The sequence below is a fragment of the Paenibacillus psychroresistens genome, assembly GCF_009728935.1.
Lineage (GTDB): Bacteria > Bacillota > Bacilli > Paenibacillales > NBRC-103111 > Paenibacillus_AC > Paenibacillus_AC psychroresistens.
Window position 1 is genome coordinate 7855739 of record NZ_CP034235.1, and the last position, 26566, is coordinate 7882304.

The 26566-nt window shown below is 43.8% G+C and carries 18 protein-coding genes; 4 read left to right on the forward strand and 14 right to left on the reverse strand.

Features of this window, described 5'->3' with window-relative positions; translation table 11 throughout:
* Window positions 1-39: 39 nt before the first annotated feature.
* The 8 genes from EHS13_RS35235 to EHS13_RS35270 all read right to left on the reverse strand — a co-directional run bounded on the left by EHS13_RS35235 (window position 40) and on the right by EHS13_RS35270 (window position 11729).
* Window positions 40-2601 carry a winged helix-turn-helix domain-containing protein gene (locus tag EHS13_RS35235; RefSeq protein ID WP_155704884.1) on the reverse strand — a complete coding sequence of 854 codons (2562 nt, stop codon included), beginning with the start codon at window positions 2599-2601 and terminating at the stop codon, window positions 40-42.
* A gap of 92 nt (window positions 2602-2693) precedes the next feature.
* Window positions 2694-3665: a response regulator gene (locus tag EHS13_RS35240; protein ID WP_155704885.1), complete on the reverse strand. Its 972-nt coding sequence runs from the start codon at window positions 3663-3665 to the stop codon at window positions 2694-2696.
* Window positions 3666-3783: 118 nt separating this feature from the next.
* Entirely contained in the window at window positions 3784-4914 is a 1131-nt protein-coding gene (locus EHS13_RS35245) for a response regulator (protein WP_155704886.1), read from the reverse strand.
* On the reverse strand, window positions 4911-6719 hold the full coding sequence (locus tag EHS13_RS35250; RefSeq protein WP_155704888.1) for a sensor histidine kinase: 1809 nt from the start codon (window positions 6717-6719) through the stop codon (window positions 4911-4913). Before EHS13_RS35250 ends, EHS13_RS35245 begins: the two co-directional genes overlap by 4 nt.
* 194 nt (window positions 6720-6913) lie before the next feature.
* Entirely contained in the window at window positions 6914-8608 is a 1695-nt protein-coding gene (locus EHS13_RS35255) for an ice-binding family protein (RefSeq protein WP_162463410.1), read from the reverse strand.
* 75 nt (window positions 8609-8683) lie between these two features.
* Window positions 8684-9541, reverse strand: coding sequence for a carbohydrate ABC transporter permease (locus EHS13_RS35260; RefSeq protein ID WP_155704892.1), 858 nt, complete (start codon window positions 9539-9541; stop codon window positions 8684-8686).
* 26 nt (window positions 9542-9567) lie between these two features.
* Window positions 9568-10455: a carbohydrate ABC transporter permease gene (locus tag EHS13_RS35265; protein ID WP_155704894.1), complete on the reverse strand. Its 888-nt coding sequence runs from the start codon at window positions 10453-10455 to the stop codon at window positions 9568-9570.
* 26 nt (window positions 10456-10481) lie between these two features.
* Complete coding sequence (locus EHS13_RS35270) at window positions 10482-11729, reverse strand: sugar ABC transporter substrate-binding protein (RefSeq protein WP_155704897.1); 1248 nt, start codon at window positions 11727-11729, stop codon at window positions 10482-10484.
* A 284-nt stretch (window positions 11730-12013) separates the two neighbouring features.
* On the opposite strand from EHS13_RS35270, the gene EHS13_RS35275 reads away from it, so the two are divergent.
* Window positions 12014-12991: a LacI family DNA-binding transcriptional regulator gene (locus EHS13_RS35275; protein ID WP_155704899.1), complete on the forward strand. Its 978-nt coding sequence runs from the start codon at window positions 12014-12016 to the stop codon at window positions 12989-12991.
* Between the two features lie 221 nt (window positions 12992-13212).
* Here the strand turns inward: EHS13_RS35275 and EHS13_RS35280 are convergent, their stop codons facing one another.
* Both EHS13_RS35280 and EHS13_RS35285 read right to left on the reverse strand, forming a co-directional pair.
* Window positions 13213-14421 carry an MFS transporter gene (locus EHS13_RS35280; RefSeq protein ID WP_155704901.1) on the reverse strand — a complete coding sequence of 403 codons (1209 nt, stop codon included), beginning with the start codon at window positions 14419-14421 and terminating at the stop codon, window positions 13213-13215.
* 32 nt (window positions 14422-14453) lie between these two features.
* Window positions 14454-15491, reverse strand: a complete 1038-nt coding sequence (locus tag EHS13_RS35285) for an LLM class flavin-dependent oxidoreductase (RefSeq protein ID WP_155704903.1) — start codon at window positions 15489-15491, stop codon at window positions 14454-14456.
* Between the two features lie 257 nt (window positions 15492-15748).
* Between EHS13_RS35285 and EHS13_RS35290 the strand changes: the two genes are divergently transcribed.
* The 3 genes from EHS13_RS35290 to EHS13_RS35300 all read left to right on the forward strand — a co-directional run bounded on the left by EHS13_RS35290 (window position 15749) and on the right by EHS13_RS35300 (window position 18241).
* Window positions 15749-16408, forward strand: a complete 660-nt coding sequence (locus EHS13_RS35290; RefSeq protein ID WP_155704905.1) for an NADPH-dependent F420 reductase — start codon at window positions 15749-15751, stop codon at window positions 16406-16408.
* Between the two features lie 39 nt (window positions 16409-16447).
* A complete protein-coding gene (locus EHS13_RS35295; RefSeq protein ID WP_155704908.1) occupies window positions 16448-17851 on the forward strand; it encodes an MFS transporter in 1404 nt (467 codons plus the stop codon).
* Window positions 17852-17974: 123 nt separating this feature from the next.
* Entirely contained in the window at window positions 17975-18241 is a 267-nt protein-coding gene (locus EHS13_RS35300; RefSeq protein WP_227013714.1) for a nucleoside triphosphate pyrophosphohydrolase family protein, read from the forward strand.
* Window positions 18242-18257: 16 nt separating this feature from the next.
* Here EHS13_RS35300 and EHS13_RS35305 read toward each other — a convergent pair whose 3' ends face one another.
* The 4 genes from EHS13_RS35305 to EHS13_RS35320 all read right to left on the reverse strand — a co-directional run bounded on the left by EHS13_RS35305 (window position 18258) and on the right by EHS13_RS35320 (window position 26561).
* The gene (locus tag EHS13_RS35305) at window positions 18258-19178 is read right to left on the reverse strand and encodes a phosphotriesterase family protein (RefSeq protein ID WP_155704912.1); all 921 of its coding nucleotides are present in this window, start codon (window positions 19176-19178) and stop codon (window positions 18258-18260) included.
* A 187-nt stretch (window positions 19179-19365) separates the two neighbouring features.
* Window positions 19366-22119, reverse strand: a complete 2754-nt coding sequence (locus EHS13_RS35310; protein WP_155704914.1) for an alpha-mannosidase — start codon at window positions 22117-22119, stop codon at window positions 19366-19368.
* Window positions 22120-22134: 15 nt separating this feature from the next.
* Window positions 22135-25245, reverse strand: coding sequence for a glycoside hydrolase 5 family protein (locus EHS13_RS35315; protein ID WP_155704916.1), 3111 nt, complete (start codon window positions 25243-25245; stop codon window positions 22135-22137).
* Window positions 25242-26561 carry a glycoside hydrolase family 125 protein gene (locus EHS13_RS35320; RefSeq protein WP_155704918.1) on the reverse strand — a complete coding sequence of 440 codons (1320 nt, stop codon included), beginning with the start codon at window positions 26559-26561 and terminating at the stop codon, window positions 25242-25244. Before EHS13_RS35320 ends, EHS13_RS35315 begins: the two co-directional genes overlap by 4 nt.
* Window positions 26562-26566: the final 5 nt, after the last annotated feature.

A 26566-nucleotide genomic window follows, 5' to 3' on the forward strand; every position in this document is an offset into this window, starting at 1 on the left:
GTATTTTTTCTTTTGCTTTTTAGTAAGATATTTCGGATTCTACTCTATTATTATCCCTAGTTCTTTGGCACGCTGCAGGGCTTGAATGCGATTATTGACCCTTAATTTTCGGTACAAATTTTTAATATGCGACTTAACCGTTTCACCAGTGACGATTAGCTGCTCCGCTATTTCTTTAGTCGCCATTCCGTTGCTGATCAATTGGAGAACTTTCATTTCTTGCTCAGTCAGTATTGCCTTCAGCAGAAAATCTTCTTTGGAAATGACGTTCAGAGCTTGAAGAAGCTCCTTTAAGTAAGTTAATGAAACAATGGATGTAGCACCTACTAGTTTGTTTTGTTGATCCTCCATATATTCAGTTAACATCTCCGCCATCATCATACCCTCATCAACAAAGCTGCGGATGTACCCCTCTGGTTCTCCTAATTGCAGTGCTCGCTCCAATGGAATTAATGCAGCATCTGTTTGCCCCAATCGCCGAAACGTTACACTTTGTAAAATCAATACCTTAACTCGATCTCGTAACCGATTTTCCTTACTTAATAAGCTGTACAAACGCTCTAACAAGATTAGCGCTTCTGCCATTTGCCCACACTCAGATAGCACTCTAGCCAATGCTAAATGCTCGGTCACATTACTTAAAGTTACCTCATCCAGATAGGACATACCGCACCTTTGCAGCCACTCTAACGCATAGAGTGTTGATCCTTGCTGCAGCGATAAACAGGCTATCTGCGCTTCGACTCTCGTCATAAACAGGGCATAGTCAGGTGAATCGATCTGCAGCTTAAGCTGCTCCAGCAGCTCCATTGCACGCTGTGAGTTTCCTTTGGCTTGTTGAATTCGCGAAGCGCTTCTAGCCACAAGAATTAAAACGCGTGCAAATGGTTGAATATCCTTCCGTCCAAGCGCATGATCAGCATAAACCTCTGCCTCATCTAGACGATTCCTCTCATAGAGCAATTGACTATAAGAGGCGTACAAAAAGCCGCTAAACGGATAATTCTTTTTGTTTTCCCATGTCTGAATCCATTTTAAAAGGAATCCCTCAGCCGCATGAAGATCGTTGATATAAGATAAGTGGTCATCAAACGCATCATAGCCTTGATACCTATTACGACCCATCGTTTGAAAAAAGCTGCCTTCCGGCATGTTTCGCTCAACCAGCTCGAAGTATTGGGACATTTCATCTAAATCTTTATGTAGATAAGACTTTACAGCACAAAAAAAGTAAATAATACCCATGACTTGCTTCCATTCTGCATCAGGCAGCTTGCCTTGCATCGCTTGAAAGCGGATTTTGGCTTGCTCTACTCGTGTGAAGGCTAAATCCCATTTCCCAATTCCAAGCAATACAGCTGTATAGAACATTTCAATTATCGGCTTCTCGGCAAATGATTGTTCGGGCAGTACCGATAACCATTTATTCAGAATAATACTTTTGGACTGCATTAAAGGCTGAAGATTCTTCTCGATCAGCCGCACGGCATCCGCATCCTGTTTTCCCTCGATATAATGATTCACGGCTTCTTCTTCAAACCCATTGCTCTCTGACCATAACGCCGCATTAATATGAGCTTGTATCCATTTTTGTAGATCAGATCTGATCAAAATTTGTTTTAGAAAATCAGAAAGCAGCGGATGATACTGATACCAATTTCGTTGATCATCCAATGGGGTAATAAATAAGTTCATTTGCTCAAGCCGTTCTAATAGTTCTTGTGAGTTCTTCTGGCCTGTCACAGCCTTACACAAGGAGTGGTTCATTCTACTTAAAATCGATGTTTCTAATAAAAAATTCCTCATTTGATGTGAAAGATGATTAAAAACCTCTTCTAACAAATAATTGGATATATTCAGCTGGTGTCCTGTAAACTGGTGAATCGACTCCGCAATGTTATCACTCCGCTCCAAAGAGATGGCTGCTAGCTGCAGTCCACTGACCCAGCCTTCTGTCTGATTTACCAGCTGTGTCACTTGTTGTTTGGTCAGCAAAAGCCCGGTCAAATCTCTAAAAAAAATAAGCCCGTCATCCAACTGAAAACGCAGGTCCTGCATAATGATTCGTTGCAATTCTCCCTTGGCAAGAAGTCGAGCCGTAGGTATTGCTAATTCCGTTCTACTCGCGATATAGAGATGAATATGGGCAGGCAAGTGCTCCAGTAAATAAGCCATTGAATGATGGATAGTTGGCAGCTCAATCACATGATAATCATCGAGCACGATAACCAGAGCACCATCGAGACCATTAAGTTCATTCAGCAATGCTGCAACCGCAGGCTCCAAAGACACCGAAGCCCCCTTCGCAAGCTGCGGCCATACGGATTCTCCAAATCCATGAATCCTCTCCTCAATGGAAGCTGTCACATAACTCCAGAACTGAACCCAATCATTATCATGCTCATCTACGGATACCCATGCTACAATCGCCTTACATTGTTTGACCCACTCACTTAACGCGGTTGTTTTCCCGTAACCAGCTTGCGCGGAAACCAGCGTTAGCTTGGCTTCCATTCCATGATTAAGCTTGTTCATGAGCTTCGGACGAGATACTAATGAGGAACGTATATGTGGAATATGTAATTTAGTTTTTAATATCATTATAAACCCCTCCGCATCATGCAATAGAGCAAGTATAAACCATCTCAATGACGGGAAAATGACAAACTATGACACAATACTCATTTATGCTGTCATGGCAGCATATATCTATGGTTAAATTGCAGATTCTTCACTGCTTGAAAATCAGAGCTTACATGTTCCCCATTTATCTGGGCATCGCACAATCGTTGGACCAAGTTTGTGTACATAAGCGATATTCTTTCAATCTCGCTCTTAGCCCATGGGAATGCAAAATCGCCGAATAAAGCACCTGCATAAAGCTGCTCCAGCTCTATTGCCTGCTGCATATTGGTCTCATTGATAATAGCCAGCCGTTTACACCCCTCTTCAAAATACAAAAAATCCACTATGACTTGCGTTAAATTAAGCGCATAATGCTTGCTATCTGAATGTAAATTCTCCTTAATTCCAAATAGGTTCAATACCTTTCGCAGCTTGTAAACAGTCGTATTCAAGTAAATCTCTGCACTCTTTGGTGGCGCTCCGTGGAAAATATCTTCAAGCAGCTTCTCTCTAGAGACACGTCTGCCTTTATACATAAGCAGATAGCAGAATAGCTCCATGCTTTTACTGGATTCCCACTTGAGCATCACACCCTGCTCGCTTCGAATATCAATCCCGCCTAAACAGTTGAACGCCACTGCAAAGGAGACTGCCTCAGACTTCTTAATCTTAATTGCTGCAAATTTATCCGAAATTGCCCTTTGTACAGTTTGCTGAAGTCTTTCTGACTCAACAGGCTTCACTATGTAGTCATAGGCATAAACTTCAAATGCAGACAGCGCATATTCTTTATGGGAAGTAACGAATACAAGCTTCAGCTCTCTACCGCTCTCTCTTACGCGTGTGGCAAACTCAAAGCCATTCTCCCTTGGCATACTGATATCAACGAATATTAAATCGACTTCATGAGTTATTAAATAAGAAAAGGCAGCTGCCGTTTCTTGAAAGCTTCCCACAATTTCGACCTCAACCATTTTGGAAAGCATTCGCTTCATAATTAGATGCATCGCTTTTTCATCGTCAATAATAATGACCTTCATGCCAGCGCCTCTCCTTCTAAGCTCCTAAGCTAAGCTTCTTTTTGAGCTGAAGGATAAGTATAACTCACTGCAATGACGGCAAAATGACAAACTAGCTAGAATTAATAGTTACCTAGGATTAATCCAGTTCTGATAACAGCTCTTGGTAAAGATCTGTGACTCCAATAGATGGTCCAATACCAATTTCATTATGCAGCGTCTCTGTAAATTGTATGTATTGCTGAATGACAGCTTCTTTATTCTTCAGCTTAGCTAACGCCTTCATAAGTGACATAATAGTTTCTTCATCCAGCTCGTTTTGAGTAATGAGTTTTTTTAAAAGTCGTATTGAAGCATGCGTTTCCCCTCTACTTAATAAAGTGCTGCATAATTGTTGAGCAAAAGCAGTGTATATCAGCGATAATCGTTCAACCTCGCTCCTTGCCCAGTGAAATGCTCGATCTCCGAATAAATCTCCCCCATAAATCTGCTCTAGCTCAATAGCTTGTTTAATATTTGTCTCGTCTATGACAGCCATCCGTTTGCAGCCCTCTTCAAACTCGTAAAAATCAACTCGCACATTGTGAAAATCGAGCACATAATGGCTGGTGTCCGAATAAAGATTCCCTCTGAGGCCAAATGCTTCCAGTAGCTTACGCAGCTGATAAACGGTTGTATTTAAATAGCTTTCAGCATTCTTTTGCGGTAAATCTCCGAAAATGTCCTCTATTAACCTAGCTCGCGATACACGTCTGCCTTTATTCATTAGCAGATATCCAAAGAGCTCAGCACTTTTAGTAGACTTCCATTTAATACTGATACCTTCTGCGGTAAGAATATCAATTCCACCTAGGCAAATATACGTCACACCATTTGAAGCGGGCTCAAGCTCCGTTTGCATTTGCTCCAGTTTCTTTTCAGCAAGCGCCCTTTGGAGCGTTTGTTGAAGCCTAGCCTTCTCAACCGGCTTTAAGATGTAATCGAATGCATAGACATCAAACGCAGATAGTGCATGCTCCTTGTGAGAGGTAACGAATATTAGCCTTGTCTGCCTGCCGGTTGCTCTTAACCGTCTCGCAAACTCTAAACCATTCTCTCGCGGCATACTAATATCTACAAATACCAGATCAGTCTCATGGTTTTCCAAATATGAAAAGGCGCTTGCCGTTTCCTGAAAAAAACCCACAATATCAATATCTACAACCTTGGCCAGCATGCGCCTCATAATCAAATGCATCGCTTTTTCATCGTCAATTATAACGACTTTCACGGATTTCCCTTCCTTTCAAGCTGCTCGATAGAATAAGAGGAACCCTTAGGGGGAGTGGGAATGGAGAAATAAAAGGTGCTGCCTTGCGATGGAGTGCTGTCAAACCAAATCTCTCCCCCATTTAAGCGAACAAACTCTCTGCATAAGGTAAGGCCTAACCCCACGCCTCGTTCTCCAGCTGTTCCTGTGGATGAGACCGGGTATTCTTCCTTTAACAAAGTATTGGCATGATCCGAGGTAATCCCTTCTCCAGTATCGCTAACAGATACAACCATTTTCCCCTCAACACGCTCTGCCTTTAATTGAATCCTTCCTCCGAAATCTGTGAATTTAATCGCATTGGAGAGCAGATTGCGGATAATTAAATCGAGCATTTCTTTATCTGCATAAACAAACAAGCTATTCGGTATGTCCGATTTAATTTGAATTTGTTTCCCCTCACTGCGAACCTTTAAGAAACGAACATTGCTCTGAACAGCTTGGGACAAATCCAAGACAAGCGGATTAAACACCATGCCTCCCCTTTGGTTCCGAAACCAATCCAACAAGCTTTCGACCAGCGTAAACGTATTGTGAATTTGTTGACTCATCTCATGCATGATTTCATCATGGTTTTCGTTGCTGGATTGAATTTCCTCTTCCATTAATTCCATTAAATTGACCAAAACCGCTAAGGGGTCACGTATATCATGGGCAACTACATTAAACATTTTATCCTTGAACGTATTTAATTCACTCAATTGTCTAGCATTATCTAGCAGTCGCTCTTCATTGAGCACCGTTTCCGTAACATCGCTTAATAAAAGCATCTTACCCACAATTTTCTGGCTGCTGTTACTGATAAACGTCATGCTTATATTATAGAATTTATCGTCATTCTGACTTTGAAGCTGGGCTTTGTTTTCTGTTGATGGTTCACTCTGGATCTTACTAATTAGCTTTGGATATAGAGCTAGAACGTGCGCAGCAGGCTGCCCAACCGCACTAATGTTATTTAAACCATCTATAACACGAACGGCAGACTGATTAAAGCTAGTTATAGCATTATCCAGATCGAATACAACAACCGCATCCTGCATAGATTCAAATACCTTCTCCAAAGCAAGCGGAGCCAGACGGAGCATATTAAATTGATAAATCCCCCACATATAGAAAACGCCTGAGAAAACAAATCCAAAAGGAGACAGGTCAATTGGCATGTGAAGCACATTGCTTAAATATACGACGGTAAACCCATAAGGACCACAAGAACCAATCATCATCAGGGCTATTTGTTTCTTCATCCGCGGTGTTGCTTTTCGGTACATTTGGAACATTAAACCCATACCAACGATAAAAGTGGTATAGGCGTACGTAACATGAAGTAAGTACAATGGCCCTTTAACCAATGAAACCAACGGGAATCCAGCGGAGTTATTAATCGTCATGTTAGTGTAAAACAAATGATGCCATTCGTTTGTATAATGAGCTACAAATGTAGTAACGGGAACAATCAGCAGTAAGGCAATATTCCGTTTGCGCAATACCGATTGGTGTCCTGTATACTGCAGCACCATGATAATCCAAAGAAAAGTACCAGAAGGAACTCCAATATATTCAATTCTTAGCCAGAAACGAATTTCTTCCAGATTGGTGCTGACAATTTCAAAAGCGTAACCAAACGTATAGAATGCCCCCGCTACCATCCCCAATCCATAGGTAATAGCTATTGGAAACTCTCTTCTTTTCCAAGAGAGATAGGACATGACCAAAGTACAGCAGGTAGAGGCAATTAACAATACAGACAAATATACATTATAGTTCATTGATTATTGACCTCCGTGGCATATGGTACCTTAATATCTGCCATTTCTATTCTAGCAGAAACGCATGAAAAAAGGAGATAATCAGTAAAAAACAGACGTATCAAACAGGTTTTTTTCCCGTTAAATACGTCTGTGCGCCTATCATAGTGCGATAGGGTAATTATTTTATTCATAAATAGTATCTTTCGGAAAATTTAGGGAGCTACAACCGTGCTTTTGTCCAAGGTGACTGCCGTTTGAGCTAGCAATCGACCATTTACCGAAGCGTTAGTTCCCATAGTAATATTAGTCATACTCAGAATATTTCCCTCAAAATGTGCATCTGTTCCAATCGAAACCGTTTCCGCTGTCTGCCAGAAGATGTTCTTCGCTTGGGCTCCACCTGTGAGAATAATATTCGTGCCGCTGGCTTGAGTAATGCCTCTGCCTATTTGGAAAATCCAAACATCGTTTGGCCCACCATGAAGAGTGACATTCGAATTAATTAAAACCGCGGTTCCCCATTTATAAACACCTGCTGTTAGGGTTTGCCCACTAAGGTCTCCACTGTATAACTCCGTATAATTAACCGCTCTTCCAGCTGCGTCTGTATATGCGGTCTCCACGTTGCTTATTGCTGTTGTTAGATTAACTGAAGTCGGAGAAGTATAGTCTGATGCATATACCTTACCCGTAATTTGACTGGAAATGGCAAATTCATTGGTAGCATCCATGGTCAGAGATAACCCAGTGATAGCTGTCGCATCGATTGGACTAACTCCAATGTTTCCCGTTACAGCAGAATTGGGAACGGAAGAGATGCCTGTTTTGGCCAGGATTGCAAAATTGCCTGCCGTACCTAGATTTACTGGAGAAGGTCCAACGGCAACAGAACTAACTGTCAATATTCCAGCTGATGCTGCGGACATACCTGCTGCGTTAACCAAGAACAAATGATAATCACCTGCCGTTAATGGTGCCGTAACAGTGGTTGATGTTCCATTCCCTGTTAAACTTGTCATGTTAGCTCCAGCTGCAAAAATAGTTGTGCCTGTTGGCGCTAACCAGGCTGTGTCCCCTGCTGCAGGAGCACTAATCGTTACATTCGTTCCAGGCGCCACCGTTGCTGTGTTCAAAATTGGCTGGGAGATAGTTCCTGGAAGTGGTGATACTACTGGGATCACCGTTGCCCCTGGAATTGGTGTCGATCCAGGTACTACCGGTGTTGCAACAGGTGTTACAGGTACAGGTGTAGTTACTGGAAGAGTAGATGGTGTAGGGACTACGGTACCTTGTCCTGCTTTAACCTTTAACGCTTTATCCAGAATGATAATCACTTCAGCACGGGAAGTAGCCTGTAGAGGATGGAATGTGCCATCTGGATAGCCTGTCATAATCGCTTGATCCATGACTGCACCGATATCTCCTTTGCTCCACGCGGGAATACTGCTGAGATCTTTAATTAAATCTGCCGAAGTCGACGGTTTCAACGCCAACAGCTTGGCAATAGTTACAGCTACCTCTTGGCGGCTCATTTCTTGCTTAGGCTTGAAAGTGCCATCTGGATAGCCGGTTACGTATCCAGCTTGTTTGGCTTTAGCAATATCGGAATACGCCCAGTCAGTCTGTGCAACATCCGTAAATTCAATCGTTCCTGCTTCTGTAAAGACAAATGATCGGTTGACCAATGCCGCAAATTCCTGACGATTCACCTTAACCTCTGGTCTAAATGTGCCGTCTTCATAACCAACGACCAAGCTCTGATTCACCCAGCTAGAAATGGCGCTTTCTGCCCAATGATCTTTAATATCGCTGACACTGGCTGCAGCTGTAGCTGTACCAACTGTCGAAAAAATTAAACATAAAGTAATTACCCATACAAATGCATTCTTTCCAGTGTTTCTTTTCAAAATGAACATCTCCTCGTTGAATCTATCCTTCCTCTTAACCCGATTGCTAGGTTTTGAATCTGCTTAAGAGCTGCCTTACTTCATGCCAGAAATAGAATAGTTTTCGATAATATGCTTCTGGAAGAATACAAATATAATAATGATAGGAACAACCATAAACGCGGAGCCTGCCATTTGCAGAGCATAGTTGCCTGCATATTGTCCTTTGAGCAGAGATAAACCAACAGACAACGTATACAGCTTTTCATCATTAGCAATAATAAGCGGCCAAAGAAAGCTATTCCAGCCGGCAATAAAGGTTAAGATCGCTTGAACCGCAAGAATCGGTTTGGAAATCGGTATAACAATTTGCAGAAACGTTCTCCACTCGCTGGCACCGTCCAGCCTAGTCGCCTCTAAAAGTTCATCTGGTATGGTGGACATAAACTGGCGGAATAGAAAAATACCAAACGCGCCAACCAAGCCAGGCAACACAATCCCGATCATCGTATTCGTTAAATGCATGTAGTTTAAGAGCAGATAAACAGGAATCATCGTCACTTGACCCGGAATCATCATTGTGGCGAGCACAAGGTAAAATAGCTTATCTTTAGCTTTAAACTTATATTTGGCGAAACCAAATCCGGCCATTGCATTCAAGAACAATCCGAGAAATGAGAACAACACGACAGTCATTGTATTGCGCAAATAAACGGCAAAATTCATATTCTCAAACAGATTGCTAAAGTTGCCGAATGTAAAGGTTTTGGGAAACAAAGTCGGGGGAATCTGCATGACCTCGCTTTCCGTTTTAAATGCGGAGAAAATCATCCACACAAACGGCAGCATAACGAGAATTCCTCCAACTAATAGAATAATACCAACGATCCAAGTAAACGTTGCTCCAGTTGAACTCCGCTTAGTATGTTTTTTGAGTATGGTATTCGAACTCATCAGGCTCACCTCCAGTCATGTCAGGGTCAATAATCCGTTTCTTTATTCTGCATTCGGAATTGGAGCAGTGTAATCGCTATGATCACTGCAAACAAGACGAAGGAGCCTGCTGCTGCATAACCAAAATTACTTAGCTGAAAGCCATTGCGATAGATGAACAACGAAACCGAGGTTGTACTATCCAATGGGCCGCCGTTAGTCATAATGAACGGTTCCTCGAAAAATTGCAGCCAACCAATCATCGTTGTAATCGAAACGAAAAAGATCGCGTAACGCAGCATAGGCAATGTAATGTTCGTAAGCTGCTGCCAACGATTTGCACCGTCGAGCTGAGCTGCTTCATAATAAGTCTTTGGAATCCCTTGAATAGCTGCGATAAAAATAATCATGTTAAGACCAATCCCCCGCCAGAGAGCTAACACAATCAACGATATTTTGGCCATGACGGGATCTGTCAGCCATGGAACTGCACCAAGGTGGAGCTTACTGAGCAGGAAGTTCAGCAAACCAATCGAGGGATTGTAAAGGTAGCCCCAAACTACAGCAACTGCCACAACATTAGTTATAGAAGGCATATAATAAACGACTCGAAAAACTTTGAACACACGCGACTTACCAGAATTGATAAGCAACGCAATTATTAACGAGCAGATTATGACAAGCGGGACACCAATCACCACATAGAATAAGGTGTTAGTAATAGCTTTAATAAATGTGGGATCTGTGATAACGTCCAAATAGTTCTGTATGCCGATGAATTTGACTGCCGAGTAATTCCCCAGACCGGTCAAATCCATATTCGTAAAACTAATAACCAATGCAATTGCAATCGGAATTAAGGAAAATAAGACAAGCAATATAAGCGTCGGTGCAATAAAGAAATAGGGGGCCTTACTCTTGGCAATCCCTTTCATGGTAACGTCACTTCCTTCCGTTCACCCTATTTACTAAGAATTTCTTCTGCGTTTTTATTAAAGTCATCCAAGGACTTCTGCACATCATCGCCACCGCGGTAAATTTTCTCGAAGGTAGTTAGATATTTTTGGGAAAGCTCTTCCCAAGGCTTAAGTAGCGGCATTGATTGAGCGTTCTTCATTTGCTCGCCAAAAACATTTAGGTTCTTGTTTTCCTTCAGAAAAGCATCATCCCATGCTACTTTTGCAGCCGGCATGGCATTGGCGAGCTTCATCCATTCGACTTGAGTTTCTGCTTTGCTCATATAAGCGATAAACTTTAATGAAGCCTCTTTTTGTTTGGTATATTGAAAGACGGACCAGTTGGCGCCTCCTAGATTGGATTGATTATTCAGCTTTTTCGGCAGTACAGCCGTTGCCCATTTATCCTTCAATTCAGGAGCCTGGTCGTTTATCTGTTTAACCATCCAAGGACCCGAGATGAACATCGGAATAATTGCATCGCCTTTAAAAGCTTGTACAGCATCTAGACCTAAATCTTCTTTTGGAGAAGAACCATTTTCATAGAAAGAATTTAAATATTTAACGGCATCGACAAATTCCGGTTGATTAAACAACGGCTTGTTCTTGTCATCAAGCAATTTGGACCCATTCTGGCGGGCAAACATAAAAGATAGCGTTTGTTCTTTAGCATCAATACTAATCCCGTATTTCCCCTCGCCGCGTTTGGCTAGCTTCTGTGCTGCATCACTTAGCTCTTCCCAGGTTTTGGGTGCTTCTTTAAAGCCAACTGCAGCGAGAAGGTCGGTACGGTAATAGAGGACACGAGTATCAATGTACCAAGGAACGCCTACTATTTTATTGTCGAATTTAGCTGTTTCCAAAGACCCTTCGAAGAAATTATCTGCCTTCAGCTCCGGATATTGGTCCAAATAAGGTGTTAAATCCATTAAAGCTCCAGCTGCTCCGAATTCCGGAATCCAGGTAGTCCCCATTTGAACAACATCAGGTCCCTTCTTAGATGCGACAGCCGTCAGCATTTTATCATGAGCGGAAGCCCATGGAATAGCTTGAATCTTAACATCAATATCCGGGTTCAGCTTTTTGAAGCTTTCCACCATCGCTGGCAATGACTTAGCTTCGTCGCCCATCCCCCAAACATTAAGGGTTACTTTACCACCATCACTGGATGATGACGAGCAGCCTGCAAGTGCGCCTACTAGTAAAACAGAACCTGCCAATACAACACTCAACATTTTTTTCTTGAATAACATATAAATTTCCTCCTCAAATAATTTTTAATAAAAACAATATTTTCGAAACGTTTCTATAACGCATAAAAAAAAGTGAAACCGCATTCAACTAGTTAGTAATACCCAAAGAATATTTGTTTGAAACACTCTAAAAAGGCTTAATAAGATAGATAAACATCGTTCGACACTATTTTTTGCGTATATTACAATTTGAGAAATATAATCGAAACGTTTCTATGAATTAACATTTAAATGCTCTCTATGTATGATAAAATGGTAGAAAGAAATGGGAAGGAGCGTGTTTCGTGGCTAACATCAAGGATATTGCTAAGCTAGCAGGTGTTTCAATATCGACTGTCTCTTATGCGCTCAACGGAAGTTCGAAGGTAACAGCAGTAACCGCCGCAAGAATAAAAGCGATTGCCAAAGAGCTGCACTACGTTCCAAACGCGGCTGCACGTAACTTGAAGAGGCAGGAAACAAAAATTATTGGGGTGTTTTTAACCAATTTCAGTGGATCATTCTACGGGGATCTCCTACAAGGCATAAAAGAGGGGCTAAATCAGAGCGGTTACGATCTTATAGTTTGCAGCAGCAAACAATCCCATCGTCTGCTTCCACAGCGAATGATCGACGGGGCCATCATCCTCGATGAGACGTTCTCTAGTGAGGAGCTGTTGGAGTACGCCAATCAAGGCCATAAAGTAGTCGTCATGGACCGTGACCTGGACCATAAGAATATTAATCAAGTCCATCTCGACAATAAAGCTGGTGCCACTCTGGCGATGGAGCATTTGATCGAGCTAGGACATCGCAAGCTCTACGTGGTCACCGGAACCATCGGCTCATTCGACTCTCGACAGCGAATCCAAGCCGTTAAACAAACGGTTGGTCGGAATCCAGACATGCAATATATCGAAATCGCAGGTGATTTCACCAAATCAGCTGGGGTGCTTGCCGGCAAACAGATCACTCAAGAATATTCAGGTCCTGCTGCCGTCTTCTGTTTAAATGACGAAATGGCAATTGGAATCTATGAATATTTACTAACAACGAATATACGAATTGGTGTGGATATTCACCTAATAGGGTTTGATAATATCGAGGTAGCCCAGTACACTCAGCCGCGATTAGCAACGATTGATTACTCTAAGCGAAAATGGGGAGTACTTGCCTCCGAACAGCTGCTTAAGTTAATTGCCGGTATTGAGGTTGAGCCTGAACATATTTATGTTACTCTCATTAAAGGCAAATCCATGGGAGCGGTACCTATTATCAATTAATAATAGTTAACACGAATGGATCCCTACTAACCTGCCATCTTTCTGCGATATGCTTCCTCGAGGATTTGTTTTAAACCTTCTGTCCGTTTTTTAATGAATGTTTCCCAGAACAGCTTGCCCTTTTCTCGCAATTCATCAGCAGATAAGCTTCCTTCTTCAAATTTCCCCCAGCATCTATCTACAGTGAGCTTATCGCAACTTCTGTCGTTGTGTTTTTGTAACTAAGCATGTTTAACTGCCTCTTTCCTTCGATCATATAAATGACCTGCCAGCAATAGCAGGAATCCAAGCGCAGCAAGGAGCGAAGCTATCCATGGCAACGAGGAAAGACCCACATGAGTAATAGCCCAGCCACCAAGAAAGGCCCCTCCTGCATTACCTACATTCAAAGCGGAATGTGTTGAAGTGGCTGCAAGCTCTGGTGCGTCTTTGGCTAGATTCATGATACGGATTTGCAGACCCGGCAGGATACCAAATGCTGCAACACCCCAGATGAAAATAGTAACAATAGCAGCTACAGGTATTTTATCCGTAAACGAGAAGACAGCTAGAATCAGCGCCAATACAGCAAAATTGCCCAGCAAGTAGGGCATTAGCTTCCAGTCTGCTAGCTTGCCTCCTACTATATTACCTAGGGTGACGCCAAAACCAAACAGCACTAAGATCCAAGTTACGACATGCTCGGAAAACCCGGTAATTTCTAAGAGTATCGGTGCAATGTAGGTAAATACCATGAATAAGCTGCCGCAACCTAAAGCCCCAATTAGTAAGACAAGCAACAATTTAGGCTGAGCAAGCGAGCGAACTTGTTGAAGCAAGCTGGTGTTGGTTTTCTGCTTAATTCGTGGAATGAAGATAAGTATGCCAATTAACGAAATAATACCCATAATAGCAATTGCGCCGAACGATGCCCTCCAGCCTAAATGCTGCCCAATGAAAGTGCCCAAAGGTACGCCAATAATATTGGAAATGGTCAATCCAGCCATCATTACGGAAATAGCCGCAGCACGTTTATCTACTCTTACAAGATTGGCAGCAATAACAGAACCAACTCCTAAAAAGGTGCCGTGAGCTAAAGCGGTAATGAGCCGAGCTACCATAACAATAGAATAATTAGGCGCAATTATTGCAATCCCGTTTCCTAGAATAAACAGCAGCATGAGCAGGCAAAGCAGCAATTTTTGGGGCAGCTTATGCGTGGCAAGAGCAAGGATAGGCCCGCCGATGGCTACACCTAACGCATAGCTGGTAATTAGCTGGCCTGCTTGTGGAATACTGACATGCAGATCATCCGCGACATTAGGTAGAATCCCCATAATAACAAATTCCGTCATTCCGATAGCAAAGGCACCCAAGGTTAAGGAGAAAAGAGAAATCGGGAACCGCTCTTTAACAGCAGCCCCACCTTGTAAAGCATGTGTTGAATTCATGATGTTTTCTTGCCAACCTTTCGCAACTAATATTATTCTTTCATGATCTCAGAGACGATCTGATAGGATTTCAATCGAGCTTCATGATCATAAATTTGAGCCGAGATGATCCATTCATCGGCCTGCGTTTGTTCCTGAAGATGGGATAGTCTCTTCCGAACTGTATCTCTGCTCCCCACTATGGAAAAGCTTAAGCTTTTCTGTACGTAAGCTTTTTCCGGCTCGCTCCAGAGGATATCAGATGGGTCAACCGCTGGGCTTAACATCCCTGGAATTCCACGTACAATATTAAGAAATTGCTGCTGCTGTGAAGTCGCCAATCGTTGTGCTTCTTCATCTGTATCAGCGGCAATGATGTTTATTCCCACCATGGCATGCGGCTTATTCAATGCCTGAGAAGGCTTGAAATAACTGCGATACAGCTCTAAAGCCGCCAGCAAATAATCCGGGGCAAAATGGCTCGCAAAAGCAAAGGGCAGCCCCAGCTCACCTGCCAGCTGTGCACTAAAACCACTCGATCCAAGCAGCCAGATCGGAATATCCAATCCCTCGCCTGGAACAGCTCTAACGCCTGGCATGCCTGCTCCCAACGATGGGTCTAGGTAGCTGCGCAGCTCGCTCAGTTGTTCAGGGAAATTCTGTCCATCGCTGCCTAAACCACGGCGAATTGCCCTCATTGCTGGCTGGTCAGAGCCTGGAGCACGTCCCAGACCTAAGTCTATTCGACCAGGGTACATCGATTCCAATGTGCCGAATTGCTCAGCAATGACTAGCGGAGCATGGTTCGGCAGCATAATCCCGCCAGAGCCAACTCGTATCGTTTTGGTGCCGTTGGCAATATAGCCAATGACCAACGAAGTAGCTGAGCTGGCAATACCCGGCATATTGTGATGCTCGGCGAGCCAGTATCGGCGATAGCCCCATTGCTCAGCATGCTGTGCCAGATCAAGAGAACGGTGGAAGGAATCTCGAGGTGTCCCCCCTGCTATAACGGGGGCAAGATCAAGTATCGAAATGGGAATCGAGCTGATTCCCTCAGTGGAATTATTCACGTTATTTTCTACATTCATTTGCTTCACCCTCCAAGTCTAGTCCATCCATTACTCAAAAAGCTCTATCCATATATTCTAATCTTAAAATTATGATAAGCAAGTACTTACCTTGTTGTGGATTAGTATACTTTTGTAAATGAACATATAATCAAAGGCTGATCTAATCCGTGGAACGTTAGGAACATTTCTATACGCTTTCCGCTAATTTTGTTGCTTGACATCTGTAATTACAATTGTTACAGTTAAATCATCTTAAAACGAAAGAGGGAATCTAAATGAAAATAGGAATTATTGGTACTGGAGAAATTGGTGGGAATCTCACTCGACTTCTCACAAAGCTGGGACATGATGTGCACATTGCTAATTCACGCGGACCTCATACACTTATCGATTTAGTCAATGAAACTGGAGCAAAAGCAGCTGACATTTCCGATGTCGCTCGCGGAGCAGAAGTCGTCATTATATCCATCCCATTGAAAAATATTCCTGATCTCCCTGTTGGTTTTCTTAATGAGGCAGCCAGCAACGCAGCTATTATTGAAACCTGCAACTATTACCCTAAACAGCGTGATGGACTGATTGCACCTATTGAAGCCGGCATGCCGGAAAGCAAATGGGTGGAACAACAGCTTGGAAAGTCCGTATTCAAGGTATTCAACGGAATTTGGTCGAAGCATCTGCTCGAAAGAGGCTTGCCCAAAGGGTCCTCAGGTCGAATCGGATTACCTGTAGCAGGGGATGACCCTCATGCAAAGGAAATTATTTTGCAGCTTGTGGAGAGTCTGGGCTTTGATGCAGTAGACGCTGGTGGATTAGCTGAATCTTGGCGCCAACAGCCAGGAACCCCAAGCTATGGTAAAGAATTAAATGGGGATGGTATTCGCCAAGCCTTATCCGAGGCTAGCCCAATTCGTACTAAGGAATTTACAGCTTAACTTATTCCATACTAACCTAGAAGAAGGAAGTGCAATAAAGTGATACCTCTGGAGAATGGTACCGAACCTGTATCAAGCTCCTCTGACATCAAGAAAAGTGTGCTGTGGATTTATTACATCCTCTTTTTTGCCGTATTAAATGAATCGGTATTTAACGTGTCCACTCCAAGCATTGCCAACCAGTTTAATTTGGATGCTGCTGGTGTAAGCTGGGTGGTTACGATCTTTTTTATCGTCTTCGGTGTAGGCATTGTCATCTTTGGGAAGCTATCTGATATTTATAATGTTAAAACGCTAATTATTATTGGCATTATCCTCTACAGCTTTGGCTCTATTCTCGGCTTTGCTTTACAGTCCTGGTATCCTGGTGTCATTTTATCAAGGGCTATTCAAGGAGCAGGTGGATCTGCGATCCCGGCATTGGTTTTTGTCATAGTAGCGCGATTCTTCAATGCAAAAGAACGAGCAAAAATGTTTGGGATCATCACATCAACTGTTTCCTTTGCAATTGGAATCGGTCCGGTGCTTGGCGGCTATGTCGCAGGTTCGTTTCACTGGGCTTTTTTATTTCTCGTGCCGCTTCCTGTCCTAATAGCGATTCCCTTCTTCCAAAAATATTTGCCAAAAGAGCCACGCGGTCCAGGTAAATTGGATTTAGTGGGGACATTGCTGCTGTGTATTCTAGTGGCGATGCTGATTTTGTTTACAACAGAAGGTCATTGGATTTATCTGCTCGTAACCTTCGTAGCGCTTATTCTATTTATTGCTCATATCCACAGAGTAAAGGATCCTTTTGTGGATCCCGCACTTTTTAGTAATCCCATCTACCGAAACGCACTTATTATCGGTTTTCTCATTTACGGCACTGTGCTATCTGTAATGTTCGCAATTCCGTTGATGATAAGTAAAATGTATGGACTGAGCACAGAGACCATTGGACTGATTATGTTTCCTGGTGCCATCAGTGCGGTCGTCTTCGGCAAGGTTGCCGGTACTATGACGGTCAAACGAGGGAGTCATTTTGTCGTATATCTCGGATTAGTGTTAATTGCACTCAGTTTGCTGCTGCAATCTTCATCCATCGGACTTTGGGTATGGTATATTGGAGCCGCCTTAATTATGATGTTCATTGGCTTCTCATTCGTACAGACGGCATTAACCGAAAGTGTCACAAACATATTGCCTTCACACCAAATCGGCGTAGGCATGGGATTCTTTAATATGATCTCCACTATATCCGGGGCGATTGTGACAGCCTTGGTTGCCAAATCGATTGAACAAGAGTTCTTCGCTTTCCCGCTTCATCCGTTAATTTCAGACCCAAATGCCTATATGTACAGCAATCTCATTCTATTCCTAGGCATAATTATCATCGCAAGCGGGCTCTTGTATTTCGTATCCTTCCGTAAAAAAACACCACAGCCCGTCCAAGTACTCAGCTAAGATTATCTTAAATATAACAGCTTAACGTGTATAACTTGACAATATGTAGTCAGGTTATACAAGAACATTGATTTAACCTTAGCCACTGAGCGTGCTATGCATGTGCGCAGCCTTTACCACCAATTGGAAACAAAATCTCTCGGTCGCGAGTGGACTGTTTCAGAAGATATGCTTGGTTTCTTCGCGGATGTTGGCCTTGTTGGCCGCCTGGTCATGGCCGCAGAGGGACCATGGGGGTACGGTGGAGATGTGAACGGCGAGCTAAAGCACAAACTGGCTGAATCACTCTGGTGGATTCTTGTCCTGTCCGAACGGCTAAACGTAGATATCTCAGAAGCCTTCTCTTCATTTATGAGCAGTACTGAGACTAAACTCACGAAGAGCGTCTAAGCAACAATATTTTTGATTAAACTCGGATACGCATCGCTTGATAGGGGTGACGGGTGACGCACTGTTTTAGCCACGAGGCATCCAAACCATTTTCAATTGCATAGGGAATGAAATCCGTCAAAAGGTGATGATACGGTCGAATATGGCCGCCTTTTTCTTCACCAACCGTGTACCAGCCTGTATCTTGGGAGAGCAGGATTTTATCTGCACTGACCTTATAAGCTTGCAGCTGTTTGAGTAATACGACGTGTTCGTCATATGTACCTGGAAGGATCGAGTCGATGGAAATCCACATGCCTTCATCGGCTAACTGCTTGTGAACAGTCAAATCCTTTCCTGTCTGAGCATGCACCCAGATGAACCGTTCCCGATCAAAGCCAGCTTGCTTCATGATTTCATTGGCATGAAGGGCAACATCCCCGCCAATGGTATGGCATTGGATTGGTAGCCCTGTTTCTAGCGAGGTGCGAATCGCTGCCCGCAGAATCTTTTGCTGCGTTTCATCGATAGCTGTTCCATCGTTCAAGGCGATTTTAATATAGCCTGGGTATACTCCGCTTTCGCCAATCCCATCGCGTGCTTCTTTAATCCATATGTCCGATAGCTCCTGATGATTGGCTTGATAGACGAACGACGGCAAGTAGGGCTCCTTATAAAAGCCCGTATTGGTTATGAAATAAAGCCCTGATTTCTCCGAAAGCTCCTTTAGGATATAGGGATCTCTCCCCAAATACTCTGGCGCACAATCGACGAACGTGGAGCAGCCCGCTTCCTTTAACTGCATTAGGAGCGGTAGAGTCAGCGCCACTACCTCCTGACGATCGTAATCTGCTGAAGTCAGCTTCGCGTCTTTCACGAAACCAACGAGGATATGCTCATGAACCAGCATTGTGCCAGCCTCATGTTCACTAATCTTTCCCGTAACGGTTTGCAGCATCCCTAGCCCTCCTTATTTCTCCTAATACTTTCCTTCCTTTATAGTAAACTACCTGATATCCAGTGTCTAATTGTAACTTTAAACTTGTTAGGCTGTGAAGCAAAAACGCACCATCTTTCCAAAGGAAGAAGGCACGTTTGTCCAAACATCTATATTCAATTACTAAGGAGCTGCAGCTCCCTTCTACCTATTCCTTATCCAGTCGATTTATCCCTAAAGTCAGGATTTCGCAACGACCTACAGGTAATGACAAGGGACCCACTGCATAAGCAGTCACGTCTTTTTCTTGTTCTTCTAATACATTGCTTTTATAAATTTGGTTATACGAAGCATCCGGATGCACGACTAATTCGGAATTCGAATTGTTCATGTTGAACCATCGCAGCATTAAATCACCTGAGGCTTCATTAATTTTCATGGATGAGAAAGCTAAGGCTTCGCCCTCCCAAGCAACAGGCGCATAAATAGGGGCAATACTTCCTTCATGTATTCCAGTCTGACAGACCGTCCATGGAATTTGGTATTGGTAAGCTTCCGCATACGCACCTGTTTGTACTCCATCTCCGCTATGAGGAATGATCTCTAAGCGAGCTGTATGCTCTCCGAGGCATTGCGCTTCTGGTGTCGGGAATAGTCCCCAATCTCCAAGCTCTCCCGTAGACCGCAATAAAGTAATGGCGATTGTGTTCCGTCCATCTCGGAGAATCTCATATTCATTCAGTCCAAGATTAGCGATCGTTAAACCCGCTTCCTCACTGCTTACATCCACAAACGCTTGTTGATGCTGGCAATTGCTTGGATTCTCCCATTCCGCAGCTGGTTGATTATCCCTTTGGACAACTTCAAAGATTGAATCTGCCGAGTGGGTTGCAGCCACTAAATCAGTTGGAAAAAGCATCCGAATGCGGTGATCCTTAGCTTGGTTGTTAAAGCTCGATTCTATTTCTACGCCTTTACCGTTGCGGTTCAGACGAACTACAGTACGGATTTCAAGCGGGATCATTTGACTAACTCGTTTTCCTTGCCGTTCTGGAAAATAGATAAGCTCTTGTTTTTCTTGCTCAAATTTCTCATCACCCGATGCTGGTATTTGCCAGTGGTGAATGATCTCTAAAGAAGCACGATAAGGCGTATCCTCAAGTATTTGAATTTCTGCTAAAAGACCTTTTGTCGTGAACGGAAGCTCTCCGTTAGGCTGTTTATACATGTATTCATTGCCGATATCCCCAGTATCCTCATAAACACCTAATTCATAATAGGTTCTATTGCCTTTTTTCTCTGTCAGGGTAAAAGAACCATCCTCTGCGATCACAAGCTTAATCCACTCATTCTCCATACTCTGAGCAGACGTAATTAACGAAGCACCACTAGAATCAGCTTCATCTATCACATCATCAGAAACTCTAGTCCAGGCATATGCTTTCATTCCAAGAGCAGGTACTTGCTCCGCTTCAAACGTCAGTATCACTTTGCGACACATATAGGGCTGCCGAAATTTATCATCAGGCAAATCGTAGCCGAACTGCACCCCTTTATCCTCGACCTTATAGGCGAGTGAATTTCTGGCAGTGTCCACAAGTATTCTCGACTCCAGAGATACACCTTTCATACGCAGATTCATTTCCTCCAGTGAAAACCCGTCGCGAAAATAAACCCGCTCCACATCGAGCTCCACCGATACAGTACCACTCCGCTTCCATCCACTCGTATTGAACACAATAAAAGGAAGTGCATCCTCTCCGATTTGAGCAAAAATCGATGTATCGACTGCTTCAGCAATCGCACGCTTACTATCCTCAACAATCGTTTCCGTTACATGGCGGCTTTTATCAAAGCGAGTAATCATCTCGCGGTGCACTTCATCCACACTGCAGCCACAAATGCTGTCATGCGGGTGATTCTGCATCAATGTTTTCCATGCGTATGTGAATAGATGATGCGGATAGGTCTTGCCCACTAGTGCAGCGAAGGAAGCTAGCGGTTCCGCGACTTTCTCTAACAGCGTTTGGCCAACTTGGTTCATCTGCTTCAAATAAACACGTGAGGATGCTGTATTTACCAAGGTGGACCAGCCATCCGTACGCTGGCTGCGCAGCTCGCCTTTCACCATGGACAAATCCTGCTTCAGCGTTTCGTTTACAGCTTGCAGATAATCCGCAAAGCTCGAATGCACAAATGCTGTATCCGGGTATAAGCCCTCAGCTGTTCTAATGGCTTCCGACAAATCCTGCTGGATCGGCTGATGATCGCAGCCATTCATAAACAGCAGCTGATTAGTAGAAGCGTATTTCTCGGCATCTGCTAATTTCCGCTCCCAGTATACCTTAGCTTCCGTTTCGTCCGTTGGAATTTCATTGCCGTTGCTATACCAGTTGGCAAACAGAATTCCCAGCACACGCGAGCCGTCGGGTCCTTCCCAAATAAGCTCGGAGAACGAGGATTCATAGTCTGAATCGGAAACCATATTATTAAAGCCCGTTGGCTTCACGCCGCGACCAAACACAGCATTGTTAATTCCAGCCTGCTGCATAATTTGGGGTGCTTGCCCAATATTGCCAAAGGTATCTGGAAAATAACCAACTTTAGCAATTTTCCCATAACGTTTAGCATCCTGATGTCCGATCTGCAAATTGCGTATATTGGCTTCACTACTGGTCAAAAAGGCATCCTGAAGGATATACCAAGGACCAATATATATCCGCTCTGCGCGAATGAGTGCTTCAAGCTGCACTTTCTTCTCCGGTCTAACCTGAAGATAATCCTCCAATATAATCGTTTGACCATCCAGAAAGAAGCTGCGATAATCGGGATCCCGCTCCATCGTATCAAGCAGCGTATCCATCAGCTGAATCAGCTGAACATGGTGTTTTTCATAAGGCAGATACCACTCGCGATCCCAATGCGTATGCGAAATAATATGCGCTGTTCTTTTTTTTGCCATCTCTATTTCCTCCCTCTAGACTAAATCTTCAACAACCGAAACATTAACTTCCTCTGGGCGATAAACTGCGGTTACACGACCCTTGGCATCCGTAGCAAATAAAACTGATCGTTCCTCTTCAAGTATGAAAGAATAAGTGAACCCCGTGACAGCATCCTTTACTGCGATAGGGCTATCTCCAGCGAACTCTGATACAAAAATAAACAGTGAGCCTGCACCAAAGCTTAGCTTACGACCATAAACACCAGCTAAATTGCCTCCGGAAACCCACTCCAATTCATTACTGCATCCGGCTGCTTCAATTGCATATTGATAAAGCTTTACAATCGGCTCGATCCGCTCATTTAATTCAACAGGCTGCGGACTCCAAATGATCCGTCCTTTTCCCATTGGCACGTTGATGACGGATGACGCACTATCTGTAACTTCCTTCGAAATCTGCGCTATCTTCCGCCCACCATAGGAAAGTGGCATACTATCCCCTTGAATATCCAATATTTCCTCGCGGCGCACATTGGCTAGCTTCCTCATACCTAACACTTCTGTTAAGCGGTCAGTTGGTCTCCAATAAGCATCGATCCCAGCAGGACCTGTCATTAAAAGGGTAGCCCCTGTTTGCTTAACTACCTCAAGTAAATCAGCCAATGCCGTATCAGCAAAATTATGAGCACTCGGCAAAATAATTAACTTAGGTGGATCAATAGATAATGACTCCAAATGATATTCGCCTACAGCACGAAACGGTATTTTCATTTCATAGGACATAATCCGAGTCAAGCTTGTGGTTGCTTCAAAAGCTAGCTTGCGATTAGAAAAATCATTCGAGTATGGAAAAACAACCGCAATATCCTCGAGCTTGCGTTCGGAGAACAAATCTCTAATCTCGGCCATGAATCTTCCAAAATCATAGGATACGTTTGCCTCTGGCTTCTCCGTCCCATCCGCCCTAAGTGCGCCAATGTGCGATTCATTCGCATTATCCATGTAATAATTAGTATTCCAGATCCATTGTACAGCTCCTGCTCCACCTGTTGCAAAAGCATAGGCATACTTGCGCTCTAAGAAGTTCCTCAGCTCCAGCTCGGAACGTTTAGCCCGACCGTCTGGCGTCTCCACATACATAATCCCGGTTTCTTGAATCAGATTCGGCTTATGATGCGTTTTTGCAAAAATCCCATCCCATAGCAGATGGTCATTGAACCACCAGGAATGAACCGTTGTGTAATCCACAGCTTCTGCATAAAAGAACGGCGAAGGCCGCTGCGCACCTAATCCTTCATCTTGACCAACCGTAACCAGCTGATTCGGACACACCGCTTTAATCGCTGTATACAGCTGCTTAGCCCAACGGTTGTGAATCTCCATGGAAAACAAAACATAGTCCAGCCAACGCGTGCCCTTTTTCCCCTGATGCATATCTTGCACGTCAAAATTAATCTCTTCCGCTTCCGGAGGAACAGCCGCTTCGAAGCTAGGAAGCTGCGAATGCGTCATATTCCAGCGTTCCTGCAGCACCTCCACTGAGCCATGCCTGAGCTTCAGATACTCTACATAAGCAGCTTGTTCTAGCGGATCCTTGCAGGAACGTGGACCATCGGAGAAAATTTTCGCTGGATCAAACATCGAAGGCTCATTGATTAAATCCCAATCCACGTTTGTTGTTTCACAATGGCGCGAGACAATCGAAACGATGAACCGCTTTTGCGCTTCCAAGCTGCGTGGGTCAAGATACGGATTGCTCCCCTCCCAAGTTTCCGGCGTAAACGAAAAGAAGGTAAAGGTCACCTGCAAATCATGCTTTTTCGCTGTTAATAGGAAAGCATCAATCGCTCTTAAAACCTCTTCGGAAACATGTCCATCGACCTGCATGATATTGCGATACGCTGTCCATATGCCGGTTCGAATCCAATTTATACCTGCTTTACGCATTTGCGCCATGTCCTCATCCCAAACTTTAGCGTTAGGCAGGAACAAGAACTTACGGGCAACATCCGATGTCATATAAGTCATGCCAACAACAGGTAAAGGCCGCCCATCCTTGATAAAATAATCTCGATCACAGCTTATTGAACTGCCTTGGGCCAAGAGCTTTGCATCATGTCCCCAGAAGCCCTGGCGCAGAATTCTAATTTCCCCCAAGGGCGATTTGGCACTGCAAAGAATATGATAAAAACCGCTTGTTATTTCAAGAGATACAGGAATGCGCATGATATTGAAATTAGTACTAATATCCATGATTAAGCTGTGGTTCCAGCTTTCGCCTGTTTCCACATGGTTTACGAATAGGGAGAATGTCCATGGTTCACTTGGTTTTATGGCATCACCTTTACGTTGTATTCGTTGGGTTTGCAGTGTAAGCATCACTTTCTCCCCAGCTTCATAAGAGGCATAATTCGGCTTGATCCACAGCTCTGTAACGCCTCTAGCACAAAACTCTGCCCATTGCTGCAGCGCTTTTGCCCCGCCACGCTCCCAGAATATCGCTTGAATCGGCTGATTGATGAACAGCCAACGCCCGCCAGTAAAGGCGCCGTTGCTATTCTCCCACAACACGACAGGTGCCGCGACTTCGCGCTGATCGGACGAAATCCCCTTTAGCAGCGGATACAGCCTGGCATCCATCGGACCTGATGATCCCATTTGGTGAGGCAAATCACTGCTTTTAGTCACATGCGGAATCAGGTTCCATGTGTCGGAAACCGTAAATAAGCCTTCAAACCCTGTTAATAGGGGAATATGGGCATGGGCAGCTAATTCATTAATCGGAGACGAATCCACTGGCAGTATTTCATGAATGTTAAGCTCTTGATGGTAAGCGGTTTGCTCGGCTTCTATATACCAAGCCCCCTCAACCTCACGGACTGGATATTTAAAGGTCGCTCCACCAATGCTGACGAAGCCACCGCCTCTTTGCAAAAAGCCAAGAATGTCGTTCCAAGCCGACTTAGGAAAATAGGGAGCGTGCAGATTAACAAAGCTCCCGCCTTCAGCTAAACTCAAATACTCTGCGAGCTTAGCCGCCCCAACAACAGAACCGATATCCTGTAAAGCTTTCTCATGCTGCGGCTCCAGCGAAACGGTAATTGGAAATGTTGGATCGTAGAAAATAATTAACGATGTGCTCATAGCAAGCCTGCTTTCATCGTCTGATAAACTAGCTGAGCAAACAAGCTATTGGACCAAGCAAACCACTTGCGCGTAAAAATCAGCGGATCATCTGCATGAAAGCCTTCATGCATAAAGCCCGTTTCCGCATCAGTAGCTTCAAGCATAGCAATCATTTCAAGCTTTTCATCCGTATTCAAAGCCGTTAAGCCTTGCATAGATAAAGACATATGCCAGATATAGCTTGGCGGAGTATGTGGACTTCCGATTCCTTTGGCAAGCTTGCCCTCATAATAAAAAGGATTATGTTTACTCAAGGCAAAGCTACGTGTATTGAGATATATCGGATCATCCGCCGTCGTATAGCCTAGATAAGGTATGGATAACAGCCCTGGTGTTCCCGCATCGTCCATTAAACAGTGATTGCCAAAGCCGTCTGTTTCATAAGCATAGATCAATCCGAGTTCTGGATGACGATAAGTACCATACAATTGGATGCCATGATCAATATCCAGCTCCAGCTGCTTCATCTCTTGTACAAAGGATATATCGCGGAATACCCACTCTGCCATCTCCTGCATCTGACGAAGCGTAACTACCGCAAACATATTCGCTGGAATGTTGTAATGAAAGTCACAAGCATCGTCACTAGGACGGAAGCCAGACCAGATCATTCCTGTATAGTTAACCGGCATACCTAAGCCGTTATTGCGAAGCGAATCCGTAGGAATTCCGTTATCACGCGTGAAGCGATACGGGGACTGCTCAAAGTGATACTGCTCCGTCTTCCATAAATCGACGATTTTACGCATGGCTGACTTAAAGGACGAATCGAAAATATCCGTACGCTCTGTTTCCTGCCAATAATGATAAGCCAGCCGCATCGAGAAGCAAATGGAATCCAGCTCGAACTTGCGCTCCCATACCCACGGTGACATTTCGGTTTGATCATCTGTATTCCAGTGCCAGTCATTGGCAGATTCATTAAAAGCGTTGGCATAAGGATCGATATGAATATAGGAAATATGACGTTTAATTACTCCACTAAGGATGCGTTGCAAATCCGGATCATGCTTAGCAAAAGGCACAAAATGCATCATTTGCTCAACCGAATCACGCAGCCACATCGCAGGAATGTCTCCAGTAATAACGAAGGTTGTGCCATCCTCCATCAGCTTCGTAGTCGTTTCCAATGTATTGGGAAAACAGTTTTTAAACAGCTGCAGCAGCTTGGGACGATGAGCCAGCTTGTCTTCCGCTTCTTTTAATATATCTTGAATGGCATGAGGCAGCTCCAGCCTCGGCATTTGTATTTTCGGTAATCTAAATTGCTCCATAGTAT

Coding starts and splice junctions, on each gene's coding strand:
- EHS13_RS35235 (WP_155704884.1), bottom strand. CDS start 2,601: ATGATATTAAAAACTAAATTACATATTCCACATATACGTTCCTCATTA.
- EHS13_RS35240 (WP_155704885.1), bottom strand. CDS start 3,665: ATGAAGGTCATTATTATTGACGATGAAAAAGCGATGCATCTAATTATG.
- EHS13_RS35250 (WP_155704888.1), bottom strand. CDS start 6,719: ATGAACTATAATGTATATTTGTCTGTATTGTTAATTGCCTCTACCTGC.
- EHS13_RS35260 (WP_155704892.1), bottom strand. CDS start 9,541: ATGAGTTCGAATACCATACTCAAAAAACATACTAAGCGGAGTTCAACT.
- EHS13_RS35265 (WP_155704894.1), bottom strand. CDS start 10,455: ATGAAAGGGATTGCCAAGAGTAAGGCCCCCTATTTCTTTATTGCACCG.
- EHS13_RS35270 (WP_155704897.1), bottom strand. CDS start 11,729: ATGTTATTCAAGAAAAAAATGTTGAGTGTTGTATTGGCAGGTTCTGTT.
- EHS13_RS35280 (WP_155704901.1), bottom strand. CDS start 14,421: ATGAATTCAACACATGCTTTACAAGGTGGGGCTGCTGTTAAAGAGCGG.
- EHS13_RS35285 (WP_155704903.1), bottom strand. CDS start 15,491: ATGAATGTAGAAAATAACGTGAATAATTCCACTGAGGGAATCAGCTCG.
- EHS13_RS35290 (WP_155704905.1), top strand. CDS start 15,749: ATGAAAATAGGAATTATTGGTACTGGAGAAATTGGTGGGAATCTCACT.
- EHS13_RS35305 (WP_155704912.1), bottom strand. CDS start 19,178: ATGCTGCAAACCGTTACGGGAAAGATTAGTGAACATGAGGCTGGCACA.
- EHS13_RS35310 (WP_155704914.1), bottom strand. CDS start 22,119: ATGGCAAAAAAAAGAACAGCGCATATTATTTCGCATACGCATTGGGAT.
- EHS13_RS35315 (WP_155704916.1), bottom strand. CDS start 25,245: ATGAGCACATCGTTAATTATTTTCTACGATCCAACATTTCCAATTACC.
- EHS13_RS35320 (WP_155704918.1), bottom strand. CDS start 26,561: ATGGAGCAATTTAGATTACCGAAAATACAAATGCCGAGGCTGGAGCTG.